This is a genomic window from Faecalibacillus sp. (assembly GCF_047023275.1).
Classification (GTDB): domain Bacteria; phylum Bacillota_I; class Bacilli_A; order Erysipelotrichales; family Coprobacillaceae; genus Faecalibacillus.
The window spans coordinates 1-12,384 of the sequence record NZ_JBKYAR010000046.1 but is presented as its reverse complement, the minus strand read 5'-3'; the positions used below and the strand labels follow the sequence as shown (position 1 = coordinate 12,384).

The following is a 12,384-nucleotide window of genomic DNA, read 5'->3' as shown; positions in this document are numbered from 1 at the left end:
TGAGAATAACGGAGTTAAATCAAAAGATGTGTCAGATGGTTAATTAAGAAAATAAATAAAAATTTATATATAAAATAAAAAACAAAATAAAAATCATTAAAACACTATCAATAAAAATAACATGATAAAATTCTATAAAATATTGGCTTAATTCAAAAAGATTTTGAGACCTAGATAATAACGTTCCCTTTTCTAATCCTTGGATATAACTATAATCTTGATAAATTAAATTTTGCATTGTTTTTAAAGCATACTCATTGTTTAATTCTTTACTTAAATCAAGAATATGTACTCTTCTTAGATAATCCAATAAAAGTTTAACTGCATATAATATGCCAAAACCTATAGAAATAGCAATAATTTGATATATTTGATAATTTGAAAAAGAATCTATCAATAATTGATAATAATATGAAAATGCCATTGTTAAAAATGAAATCACAATTGTTTTTATCACAATTTTAACAACCGATATATAATGTTGTTTAAAATGATTTTTAAGAAAACACTGAAACGTATAATTTTTTTTTTCATTAACAGGTATTCCAACATGTTCAATAGCTATAATAACTCCTGTAAACTGTTTAGAAAAACTTTCATACGACATTTTAATAAGTCCTTGTCCAGGATCACCAACTAAAAAATATTCATCTTTAATTTTATACAAAACAACATAATGATATAAATCGTCTTGTTTCAAATGAACAATTACAGGACATGTTACTTCGTCAAACAAATGTTTAAGTTCACATTTATAAGCTTTAGATTCAATATGATATTCTTTTAAAACTTGTATCAAGCCATAAATAGTGATTCCCTCTTTCGTCAGACGACATCTTTTTTTAATATTTTTTATCTCATCATCTCTTTTATAAAAATTTAACAGCATTTTTATACAGTATGCTCCACAACTGTTTTCACTATCTTGTAAAAAAATAGGATATTTCAACATATATTTATCACCTCATCAATATATATGTCAAAAACATCCTATTTTTCTTTTAATTTTTTAAAATTTTTAAATATTTTTTTCAATTGCTTGATCTAAAATAGCAATTGCTTGATCTACATCTTCTTCAGTTGTAATAAATGGTGGTAACATTCTTACAACATTAGCCCCTGCTGTAACAACAATAAGTCCATTATCTAAACATGTTTTAACAATATCTTTAACTGGTCGATCAAATTCTAAACCAATCATCAATCCTAAACCACGTCTTTCTTTAATACAAGGATATTTATCTTTTAAATCATCTAATTTTTCAATTAAATATTCACTAATATCTTGTACATGATCTATCATTTTAGTTTCTTCTAAGATTTTAAATACTGTTCTACATGCTTGTCCAGCCATTGGATTTCCACCATAAGTAGAGCCATGATCTCCAGGTTCCATAGCTGCTGCAAATTTTTTATTTGCGACAAAGGCACCCATTGGAAAACCCGCTCCAATTCCTTTAGCTAAACATAGAATATCAGGTAAAATATCATATTGGAAATATGTCATGATTGTTCCTGTTCTTCCCATACCACATTGAACTTCATCTAAAATTAATGCAATATCTTTTTCATCACATAATTTTCTAATTCCTGTTAAGAATTCTTTTGAACAAACATACACGCCACCTTCACCTTGAACGGGTTCAACGATGATAGCTGCTGTTTTTTCATTTACTAATGCTTTAACACTTTCTAAATCATTAATATCGGCATATTTAACCCCTTCAATTAAAGGCCCAAATGCTTCTTGATAATGTGCATTTCCTGTAAGTTTAACAGATCCAGTTGTTCTACCATGGAAAGAATGATTTAAGGAAATAATTTCACTATCAGCTTTCCCATGTTTTTGATAATAGTATTTACGTGCAAGTTTTAAAGCCCCTTCTGTTGATTCAGCTCCTGAATTTGTAAAGAACACTTTATCTAATTTTGTTGCTTTTTTTACGCATTCAGCTGCTTCAATTGTTTCAACAGTATTAAAATAGTTAGAAATATGCATCAATCTATGTAATTGTTTTTCCATTGCTTCAACATAAGCAGGATAATTATAACCAAAAGAATTAACACCTATTCCTGAAAAGAAATCAATGTATTCTTTTTGATTAACATCATATAAATGAATGCCATCTCCATGATCAAATGTGACATCATATCTTCCATAGGCATGCATTAAAGCATCCAATGATCTATCATAATAATTCATTTTTAGTCCCCCAATTGTACATTTCTTGCAAGTTTTTCATAAAGTTCAACAGCTTGCACTAAAACTTCTTCATGAAAATTAAAAGTTGGTGTATGTAAACCTGAAGTATATTCTTTACATCTTGTCCCTACATAAAAGAAAACACCAGGAATCACTTTTTGATAATGTGCAAAATCTTCTGCTAACATGACAGGTTCTTCAAGTTCTTCGAAATTTGCGCCAACATTCTTTTTAAGTTCTTCATACAAATGTGCATCATTTAAAACTGGTGGGTTGAATGGTTGACAAGCAAAATCAATTTGACAATGATATGCTTGTTCCATACCTTGATTAAATCCTTTCATTGCTTCTACAATACGTGAAAAGACTTCCTCACTATAAGTTCTAAGAGTTCCATGGAAACTTGTTTGGCTGGCAACAATATTTCTTACAGTTCCCCCATGTATTTCACCTATATTTAAAACACAAGGCTGCATAGGCGAAATCATTCGAGAAATGATACTTTGATAATTGCTAATCAAAAGACTCGCAATCACAATCGAATCAATTCCTTCATGATACTTACCTGCATGTGCACTTTTACCATGAACCGTAACATCTAATTCACCACTTTCAGCCATTAAAGGGCCTTTACGACAAGCAATTTTCCCTTCATCAACATCCGGAAACATATGTAAACCATAAATTCCTTTGACATGATATTTTTCAAAAATACCTGTATTAATAATTGATGGTGCCCCATTGACCACTTCTTCTCCTGGTTGGAAAATAAGTAAAACATTATGAGGTAAATCTTGAACATCTTTTAATCTATAAGCAAGTCCAAGAAGTGCTGTCATATGTCCATCATGACCACAAGCATGCATTTTTCCTTGATGTGTACTTTTAAATGATACATTTGTTTGTTCTTCAATTTCTAAAGCATCAATATCACTTCTAAAAGCAATTGTTTTTTCTTTATGAAAATCAAGATAAACAGCAATTCCCGTTTCTGTTATTTTTAAAGGTTGATACCCCATTTTTTCTAGTTCTTCATAAAGATACTTTGATGTTTTATATTCTTGAAAACCGATTTCAGGAATGGCGTGTAAATGACGACGCCATATCCTTATTTGATCTAATAATTGTTCCATAATCGTATCCTAGATTTTACGTAAATCATCCATTAATTGTGTTTTACCTTCAGTTTTTTCATCTTTTTGTTCTTTGATGATTCTTGCTGGATTTCCAACAACAACAGCTCCTGCAGGTACATCTTGAGTAACGATACTTCCAGCACCAACAACAGCTCCTTTACCAATATGAACACCTTCGATAACAACCGCATTAGCTCCAATTAAAACATCATCTTCTAGAATAACAGGTGAAGCACTAGGTGGTTCAATAACACCAGCTAACACTGCTCCAGCTCCAACGTGACAGTGTTTTCCAACTTCAGCACGTCCTCCTAAAACAGCACCCATATCGATCATTGATCCTTCTCCAATTTTAGCACCAATATTGATAACAGCTCCCATCATGATTACGGCATTATCTCCAATAGATACATTTTCACGAATGAAGCAACCTGGTTCAATACGAGCATTGATATTTCTCATATCTAACATTGGAATGGCACTATTACGACGATCTTGTTCAATAAAAGAATCTTTAATTAATGCTTTATTTTCTTCAACATAAGCATTAATTGCATCTAAATCCCCAATAGCAATTTTAAAATGACTATCACCAAATAAATGGAAAGCATCTGTATCTGGTAAATTTTCACCTTTTAAATACATCTTAATTGGTGTTTGTTTTTTAGCATCACCAATATACTTAATAATTTCTTCTGCAGTTTGTAACATAAATTTCCTCCTTATATTTTTATTTTTCCTTCAAACACAGTTGTTGCTGGACCTGTCATAAAAATATGTCCCTCTTGAAGTTCAATTTCTAACTTTCCTCCAAGAAGCTCAACTGTTGCTTTTTCCTTACAATAACCATTTAAATAACTTGCATACATAACAGCACAAGCACCAGTGCCACAAGCCATTGTTTCACCGCTACCTCTTTCCCATACACGCATTTTTAAATAATGGTCATTGATGACTTCAACAAATTCAGTATTGACTGATTCTGGAAATATTTTATCTTTTTCAAATTGTTTTCCAATTGTTTCAATATCAAAATCTAATGAATCCACATATGTTACTACATGTGGGTTTCCCATTGAAACAGCTGTTAAAGCATATTCTTTATCCCCAATCTTCACCTTTTCATTAATCATTTTTTCTTGATTAAAAATAACAGGAATATCTTTACAATTTAAAATAGGCTCTTGCATATCTACTTTTGCGCCAACCACTTCATTCCCATCAAAAATAAGTTCAACAATACGTAAACCCGCTTTAGTTTCAATTTTTAATACTTTTTTATCAGTTAAATGATGGTCATAACAAAATTTAGCAAAACAACGAATTCCATTTCCACACATCATTCCTTCACTACCATCTAGATTGAACATACGCATTTTAAAATCATAGCGATCAGACTTTAAAATAACGATCATTCCATCTCCACCAATACCAAAATGGCGATTTGAAATACGACTTATAAATTCAGCATCCATAGGTACTTCTTGATTAATACCATCAACATAAACATAGTCATTTCCAATACCTTCCATTTTTGTAAAATGTAATTCCACTTTATCACCTCGCATTGCTTAAAACAATTTTACCAAAATGATAATTTTTTTCAATCTTCTTTATCATTTAATTTTATAACATCACATAAAAACACATGATTAAACCATTGTTCTGTTATAGTTTTCATCTATATTATAACCATGAAAGATCAATCATCTTTCATTAAATAATAAATTTCATATTCCCTTCCCAATTATTATTTAAACAAGAAAGTCTTGAAAAAGACTTTTTTTGTTTAATAAGAAATATTCAGTTCACAATTATCATTTATGATAATATCAAGAAAGATAAATAATATTTAAACATCTTTCTTAGAAAAATTTTTTTCAAATTTCCTTCCCTTATAAAATATATATCGTAAATGAATAAAGGATCCTCAACGGATCCTTTATTTTGTTTCTAATTCTTCTTTATATTCTAAATATTCATCATATGTTGATAAACGATCAATAATACCATCTTTATTGAATTCAATAATTCTATTAGCAATAGTTTGTACGAATTGATGGTCATGACATGTAAATAAAATATTTTCTTTAAATTGAATAAGACCTTGATTTAATGCTTGTATAGACTCTAGATCCAAATGGTTTGTTGGTTCATCAAAAACTAAAACATTAGCATCTTCCATCATCATTTTAGCTAACATACATCTTACTTTTTCTCCTCCAGATAAAACATTAGCTTTCTTTAAAGCTTCTTCTCCAGAGAATAAAACTCTTCCTAACCAACCTCTTAAATCTTGTTCATAAACATTTCCATCTGTAAATTGTCTTAACCAATCAACAAGTGATAATTCGCAGTCATTAAAATATTTTGAGTTATCTTTAGGAAAATAAGATTGGCTTGTTGTAACACCCCATTTAAATTCTCCTTCGTAATCTTTATCTTCACCCATAATAATTTTAAAGAAAGCTTCTGTTGCTTTATCATCACCTACAAAGGCAACTTTTTCATTTGGTTGAATTGAAAATGAAACATTATTAATAAGTTTTTCACCATCAACAACTTTTGTAAGACCTTCTACATTTAAAACTATATTTCCTACTTCTCTTCCTGGTTTAAAACCAATAAATGGATATCTTCTAAGAGATGGTTTAATATCAACCATTTCTAAGTTATCTAATAGTTTCTTTCTAGAAGTTGCTTGTTTAGCTTTTGAGGCATTCGCACTAAATCTTGCGATGAATTCTTCTAGTTCCTTTTTCTTAGCTTCAGCTTTTTTATTTTGATCTTTTGCTTGTTGAATTTGCATTTGACTATATTCATACCAGAAATCATAATTTCCTACATATAATTGAATACGACTATAATCAATATCTGCAATATGAGTACAAACTTTATTTAAAAAATGGCGGTCATGAGAAACAACAATGACAGTATTTTTAAAATTTAACAAGAAATTTTCTAACCAGTTAATACTTTTTAAATCTAAATGGTTTGTTGGTTCGTCTAATAATAAAATATCCGGATCACCAAATAATGCTTGTGCCAATAAAACTTTGACCTTTTGACTACCATCTAAATCTTTCATATACATATCATGAAATTCAGAAGTAATTCCTAAACCATTTAACATAGTTTCTGCATCCGCTTCTGCATTCCAACCATCCATATCCGCAAATTCACCTTCTAATTCACCAAGCAAAATACCATCTTCATCATTAAAATCTTCTTTTGCGTATAATCTTTCTTTTTCTTGCATGATTTCATAAAGTCTTTTATTACCCATAATAACAGTTTCAACAACTTTATTTTCATCATATGCAAAGTGATCTTGTTTTAAAACCGATAATCTTTTATGAGGTTCAATAACAACTTCACCTTTATTTGGTTCAATTTCTCCTGCTAAGATTTTTAAAAATGTAGATTTACCAGCACCATTGGCACCAATAATTCCATAACAGTTACCCTCTGTAAATTTAACAGAAACGTTTTCAAATAATGCTCTATCTCCATATCTTAAAGATACATTTTGTGTTGATATCATATCGTCATTCCTTTCTTTTAAGTAGCCTTGGTATTATGACATAAAACATAAAAAATGTCTATTAAAAGTAGATAAAATGGGGATTTTTTAATATTTGAGACTCATTATTTAAACATTTTTTCTCACTCATTTATTTTCAATTATACTTAAAAAAAGAAATATTTTTACGTCTAAATACATAAAGTTTTTATTATCAATAAAGCTATCTTTTATCTAATTATTTATATACCTTAATCTTTCACTAAAACTTTAATAATTTCTCCATAATATTGACTATGTACTCCTTCATTTTGATACCATTCAAACACATTTTCATCAACATTATCTTTATCAAAATCACTCTTACCCATCATCTTACATAAAATAACAACCGAACTTTCTTCAAAATAAGGAGCAACATCATTTTCAATAATAGTCATTCCACATTTTTCCATTTTATTTTCATTTCTACCAGAAACACGTCCAAAATAACCTAATTGATTTTTATAATCATTATCCATAAAACAAATAGAATAATACATTGCTTTATCAAAAATATGTTTAGAATAACGTGTTTTATGTATATAAACTGTAGCCATTGGCTTTCTCCATAAAACACCAAATCCAGCCCACCCTATTGTAAGTCCATTAGTTTCTATACCATCACTAGCAACAGCAATAGCAGGTTTTTCTTTTAATTCAAATGGATTAATATAATTCACTAATTCCTTTACACTTATTTCCTTCATAACAATATCTCCTTATATATGATAAAAAGCCTAGACTTAAGTCTAGAATTTTGCTTTTTTGTTTTTGTCATACGCTTTAAAACCACTTTACTAATTAAGTAACATGCAATAAAATTAACATTCATTACCTTTTGTATTTGACTTAAATCAATTGTCAAAATTGGTGAAAAATATCCTATCCCAGCATTATTTATAACAACATCAATGGTATTATGATTTTGGTAAATTTCTTCTATCTTTTTTTCAATTGTACTAATATCACATAAATCTATTACGTAGCTATATATAGAACTCTTTGAATTAATTAGTTTCAATTTTTGAGTTAAAGATTTTATTTTTTTTCCAATTATAATAAGTTTATTATTATTTTTTACTATTCTTTCACATATTTTTTCTCCTATGTCACCTGTTTCCAGTTACCATTATTGTTTTTTTACACAATTTATTCACCTAATAATTTCTTTCGATTTCTTTTATATATTCTTTAATTAATGAATCAATCCATGAATTAATATTTGAAAATTTAAATCCTAATTGTTTAGCAAGAAATGTATCTATTTGGTAACTATCTACATCATTGTATGGAGCAATTTCTGCTGTATTTCTTAAGAATAACCCATAAATATTTTCATCAAGGTCGTTTTTATTCGATTCAAGTGTCGATAAAATTTCATAGATTGATAAAGTTCCATCGCTAGCAGCATTAATACATCCCCTAAAATTATTTATATCTTTTAAAAACGCTAGAAACTTTCCTGCTTCTTTAGAATCTATGAAACTCATTTCATTTTTTATATTATTTATATATAATTTTTTCTTTTCTTTATAACATTTTATATACTTTATCAATCTTCTTGTATAATCATCTTTCCCTATAACAAATGGGAACCTAACACAAATATAGTTTATATCATTAAATTTTTGTAATATTGCAGCCTCAACAAGACGTTTCCCTTCTGCATATTCAACTTCATTTCGTTTACAATTAATATATGGATAAGTTATTGAATCAAAATCAGTTTCTTTTACATCTCCTTTTAAAGGATTATAAACAGATGTAGAAGATGTAACAACATATTTTCCACAATGAATATGTGGTAATAATATTTCTATATCATTGGAACAATATGCCAAGTTATCATATATTACATCAAAATATTTATCACTAAGGTTATTAATTATACTTAATTCATCATGTCTATCCAATCTAATTCTTTTAACTTTATTTCCAAAAGAATCACTAGTTAACCCTCTAGTTGCTATTGTTACATCACAATTACTTTTTAATAATTCATCAACCAAATGAATTCCAAAGAATCTTGTACCGCCTAAAACTAAAACTTTCATTATATTTTCTCCTCTTTTTCATTAAAAACTCTATAGTATATTGCCATAATTTGATCATAATAATATTTTCTACTTGGAAAATATACATGATTTTTTATAGAATTATCTGTCTCAAAAACATACATTTTTACTAACCATATAATTTCATGACAAATAAAATTTGAAGTTCTTTTTAGGATTTTATATTTTTGATATTCTTTAAAAAAACTATCAATCTGTTCTTTTTCAAGTTGTGGAACATTTAAATGTTTAAACTTAACAAATTCCACTTCGCTAACATCTAATCTAGCTGATTCCCAATCAATTAAATAAACATTTTCATTATTTGTAAGAACATTCAATGCATGAAAATCATGATGAACTATTGATATATCCGATTTATTATACAAATTATCAACGTACAATTTCTCAATCAACATTTTTGCTTTTTCTATTAGCTTTGGGAATTTCTTATTCGCATCATCCAATACACATCTAAAATACCTTTTATAATACCCATCAATATCCACAAATAAAAGTTTCTCATTTTCATTTACTATTTCATCATTTACATTAACTTTTAGGACACAATGATATCAGCACAACAGCTGATATATATACTGATGTTTTAAAATCTCAGCAACAAAAAGTAGCTCAAATCATTGAATTTAACTTAGAAAATGATTAAATAAGCGATTTTAAGCGACAAATAAAAGATGTATTTAAAAAAAACGTTGAATTTATCAACGTTTTTTGACTTCTTATTTTATTCAACACCAATAATAAATGAATAAACTGGTTGTTTACCTTCAATAACGTCTACTTCTGCGTCAAAGTTATCTTCAATATAACTTTCAACTTCTTCAACTTCTTCGTCAACCACATCTTCACCAACAAGTAAAGTAATTAATTCAGAATCTTCATCTACTAATTGATCTAAACACACTTTAACCGCATCTAATTTATTTGGTTTACAAGCAACAATATCTTTTTCAACTAATGCCATATAATCATTAGCTTTAATTTCAACACCATCAATATTTGTATCTTTAATTGCAAATGTTACTTGTCCAGTTTTAACATTTGCTACTGCATCTTCCATTTCAGCAATATTATCTTCTAGAGAAACTTCTGGATTATACATAACACATGCTGATAAACCTTGAGGAATTGTTTTTGTTGGAATAACAACTACATTTACTTCCCCTTCTAAAATTGTTGCTGTTTGTTGAGCTGTCATAACAATATTAGAATTATTTGGTAAAATAATAACATTTTTTGCATTTACTTCTTTAACAGCAGCAACCATATCTTCAGTAGATGGATTCATTGTTTGTCCACCACTTACAACATAATCACAATGTAATTCTAAAAATGCATCTTCTACGCCTTGTCCAGCACAAACAGAAATAATTGCAGTTTCTTTAGCTTCACGTTTTTGAGGTTTATTATCATCAACCCCTACAATACTTCCTTGACTTGCTGCAGCATTTTGTAAGTTATTTGCTTGTTCTTGCATATTTTCAATTTTTAACTTCACAAATTCACCAAATCTTTGTGCTAAATTTAAAGCTTCACCTGGTTTTAATGTATGTACATGTACTTTAACGATTTCTTCATCTTGTACAACAACAATACTATTCCCAGGAATTCTTTCTAATTCTTTTTTCAATTGATTTTCAGAAAATTTATCAACTAATGAAGGTTCAAGTCTTACAATAAATTCTGTACAATAACCATAACCTTCTTCACCAGATTCTAACTCAGTACCTGCATTTACTTGACCTTCTGATTTAATATCAACAAAATCAACGCGATCTCCTGATAAAGCAGCCATAAATCCAGTTAAAACAAGTAATAAACCTGCTCCACCACTATCAACAACACCAACTTCTTTTAATACTGGAAGTAATTCAGGTGTTCTTTCTAATGAGTTTTCAGCTTCTTTAACAAAATAAGAGAAAACATCTTCGATTTCCATACCTGGTTGAGTATATTCAACGATTTTTTCACTTGATTCTCTAATAACTGTTAAAATAGTTCCTTCAACAGGTCTCATAACAGCTTTATAAGCAACTTCTGCTCCACTTTTCCATGCATTAGCAAAAGCAACAGCATCAACGCTTTCATGACCTTCTAGCCCCATTGCAAATCCTCTAAAGATTTGAGATAAAATAACACCTGAGTTACCACGTGCACCCATTAGTAAACCTTTAGATAATTTTTTTGCAATATCATAAATATTGTCACTATCCATATCTTTGATTTCTGCTGCACCAGCATTAAAAGTCATAGACATGTTTGTTCCAGTATCCCCATCAGGGACAGGGAATACATTTAAAGCATCTATTTCAGGATGATTATTATGAAGAGTATTCGCACCACATAAAACCATCTCTTTAAATAGCTTTCCTGTAAGTATTTGCATATTTTTCCTCCACTAATCGATATTACGAAGTCCTTGAACATAAACATTAACTGCCTCAACTTTGACATCTAATGTTGATTCAACAACGTATTTTACTTTCTTTTGAACTTCAACCAAAATTTCATTAATTTTAATTCCATATCCTAAAATGATATATAAATCTAAAATTAAACCAGTTTCTCCATCACTAGCAATAATTCCTTTAGAATAATTTTCTTTCTTTAACAACTCATAAAATCCATCTTTTAATTTCTTTTGACTAGCCATTCCCACAACACCATAACATTCTGTTGCGGCTCCACCAGCTACAGTAGAAACAACATCTAAAGAAATATTTACTGACCCTAAATTTGTATTTTTTTCAATCATCAAGTTATCCTCCTTAAAATGATTTCATGTTCAAACATTATTATACCTTAAAAATATAATATTTACAAATTATAATCACTCTTTTAGTATCTTTCCAAACACGGGGTCATCATATCACAAATAGCCAAAAAAGAATACTAATTAACTTATTTTTATTAACATATAAAGTATTTATAACAATTTTTCTCTATAAAAACAGCTTTTTTGTAAAAAAATGTTTGCATTATACTATAAATAATGTTAATATAACACAGTACGTAGAACAACTACTAAAGGAGGGAAAGAACATGTCAAGAAAATGCCAAATCAGTGGTAGAGGTCCATTATCAGGAAACACTCGTTCTCATGCGTTAAACTCAAGTAGAAGAAAATGGAATGTTAACTTACAAAAAGCTACTATTTTAGTAGATGGTAAACCTACAAAAGTTAGAATTTCTGCTAAAGAGTTAAGAACATTAAGAAAAGCTGGATAATAGATGAAAACAGTACATAGTACTGTTTTTTTTGTTTATAAATAACTTATTAAAAAAAACAAAACACCTGTAGAAAGCATAAACAAAACAACAAAAGCAAAATCTTATTTCCAAAAAAAAGACGGCTATTCAAATAATTTAGGGGCCTCAACTTTGGGGGTCTACTTTAGGGGGCAA

General features: G+C 28.7%; 13 protein-coding genes. 1 reads left to right on the top strand and 12 read right to left on the bottom strand.

What is annotated here, in order from left to right; all coding sequences use genetic code 11:
• Positions 1-43: 43 nt before the first annotated feature.
• From ACLVEP_RS12040 to ACLVEP_RS11985, 12 genes are all read right to left on the bottom strand, one after another.
• The gene (locus ACLVEP_RS12040; protein WP_412585127.1) at positions 44-952 is read right to left on the bottom strand and encodes a cysteine peptidase family C39 domain-containing protein; all 909 of its coding nucleotides are present in this window, start codon (positions 950-952) and stop codon (positions 44-46) included.
• A gap of 66 nt (positions 953-1,018) precedes the next feature.
• Positions 1,019-2,203, bottom strand: a complete 1,185-nt coding sequence (locus tag ACLVEP_RS12035; RefSeq protein ID WP_412585126.1) for an aspartate aminotransferase family protein — start codon at positions 2,201-2,203, stop codon at positions 1,019-1,021.
• A gap of 2 nt (positions 2,204-2,205) precedes the next feature.
• Entirely contained in the window at positions 2,206-3,336 is a 1,131-nt protein-coding gene (locus ACLVEP_RS12030) for a M20 metallopeptidase family protein (RefSeq protein ID WP_412585124.1), read from the bottom strand.
• Positions 3,337-3,345: 9 nt separating this feature from the next.
• Positions 3,346-4,050, bottom strand: coding sequence for a 2,3,4,5-tetrahydropyridine-2,6-dicarboxylate N-acetyltransferase (dapD, locus tag ACLVEP_RS12025; RefSeq protein ID WP_412585123.1), 705 nt, complete (start codon positions 4,048-4,050; stop codon positions 3,346-3,348).
• 11 nt (positions 4,051-4,061) lie between these two features.
• A complete protein-coding gene (gene dapF / locus ACLVEP_RS12020; RefSeq protein ID WP_412585122.1) occupies positions 4,062-4,892 on the bottom strand; it encodes a diaminopimelate epimerase in 831 nt (276 codons plus the stop codon).
• A gap of 389 nt (positions 4,893-5,281) precedes the next feature.
• Positions 5,282-6,883, bottom strand: a complete 1,602-nt coding sequence (locus ACLVEP_RS12015) for an ABC-F family ATP-binding cassette domain-containing protein (protein ID WP_412585120.1) — start codon at positions 6,881-6,883, stop codon at positions 5,282-5,284.
• 230 nt (positions 6,884-7,113) lie between these two features.
• Positions 7,114-7,611: a flavin reductase gene (locus ACLVEP_RS12010; protein WP_412585119.1), complete on the bottom strand. Its 498-nt coding sequence runs from the start codon at positions 7,609-7,611 to the stop codon at positions 7,114-7,116.
• Positions 7,608-8,000: an SDR family NAD(P)-dependent oxidoreductase gene (locus tag ACLVEP_RS12005; RefSeq protein ID WP_412585129.1), complete on the bottom strand. Its 393-nt coding sequence runs from the start codon at positions 7,998-8,000 to the stop codon at positions 7,608-7,610. The genes ACLVEP_RS12010 and ACLVEP_RS12005 overlap by 4 nt, the downstream gene beginning before the upstream one ends.
• 61 nt (positions 8,001-8,061) lie before the next feature.
• Complete coding sequence (locus tag ACLVEP_RS12000) at positions 8,062-8,958, bottom strand: NAD-dependent epimerase/dehydratase family protein (RefSeq protein WP_412585117.1); 897 nt, start codon at positions 8,956-8,958, stop codon at positions 8,062-8,064.
• Positions 8,958-9,467, bottom strand: coding sequence for a phosphotransferase family protein (locus tag ACLVEP_RS11995; RefSeq protein WP_412585115.1), 510 nt, complete (start codon positions 9,465-9,467; stop codon positions 8,958-8,960). Before ACLVEP_RS11995 ends, ACLVEP_RS12000 begins: the two co-directional genes overlap by 1 nt.
• Before the next feature lie 236 nt (positions 9,468-9,703).
• Complete coding sequence (locus ACLVEP_RS11990) at positions 9,704-11,365, bottom strand: DAK2 domain-containing protein (protein WP_412585114.1); 1,662 nt, start codon at positions 11,363-11,365, stop codon at positions 9,704-9,706.
• A 12-nt stretch (positions 11,366-11,377) separates the two neighbouring features.
• Complete coding sequence (locus ACLVEP_RS11985) at positions 11,378-11,734, bottom strand: Asp23/Gls24 family envelope stress response protein (RefSeq protein ID WP_022002208.1); 357 nt, start codon at positions 11,732-11,734, stop codon at positions 11,378-11,380.
• Positions 11,735-12,021: 287 nt separating this feature from the next.
• Here ACLVEP_RS11985 and rpmB point away from each other — a divergent pair, with 287 nt between their 5' ends.
• The gene (gene rpmB / locus ACLVEP_RS11980) at positions 12,022-12,207 is read left to right on the top strand and encodes a 50S ribosomal protein L28 (protein WP_022002209.1); all 186 of its coding nucleotides are present in this window, start codon (positions 12,022-12,024) and stop codon (positions 12,205-12,207) included.
• Positions 12,208-12,384: the final 177 nt, after the last annotated feature.

Bases quoted from the DNA above. Each gene is read 5' to 3' on its own strand.
- ACLVEP_RS12040 (WP_412585127.1), bottom strand. From the start codon at position 952: ATGTTGAAATATCCTATTTTTTTACAAGATAGTGAAAACAGTTGTGGA.
- ACLVEP_RS12035 (WP_412585126.1), bottom strand. From the start codon at position 2,203: ATGAATTATTATGATAGATCATTGGATGCTTTAATGCATGCCTATGGA.
- ACLVEP_RS12030 (WP_412585124.1), bottom strand. From the start codon at position 3,336: ATGGAACAATTATTAGATCAAATAAGGATATGGCGTCGTCATTTACAC.
- dapD (WP_412585123.1), bottom strand. From the start codon at position 4,050: ATGTTACAAACTGCAGAAGAAATTATTAAGTATATTGGTGATGCTAAA.
- ACLVEP_RS12015 (WP_412585120.1), bottom strand. From the start codon at position 6,883: ATGATATCAACACAAAATGTATCTTTAAGATATGGAGATAGAGCATTA.
- ACLVEP_RS12010 (WP_412585119.1), bottom strand. From the start codon at position 7,611: ATGAAGGAAATAAGTGTAAAGGAATTAGTGAATTATATTAATCCATTT.
- ACLVEP_RS12000 (WP_412585117.1), bottom strand. From the start codon at position 8,958: ATGAAAGTTTTAGTTTTAGGCGGTACAAGATTCTTTGGAATTCATTTG.
- ACLVEP_RS11990 (WP_412585114.1), bottom strand. From the start codon at position 11,365: ATGCAAATACTTACAGGAAAGCTATTTAAAGAGATGGTTTTATGTGGT.
- ACLVEP_RS11985 (WP_022002208.1), bottom strand. From the start codon at position 11,734: ATGATTGAAAAAAATACAAATTTAGGGTCAGTAAATATTTCTTTAGAT.
- rpmB (WP_022002209.1), top strand. From the start codon at position 12,022: ATGTCAAGAAAATGCCAAATCAGTGGTAGAGGTCCATTATCAGGAAAC.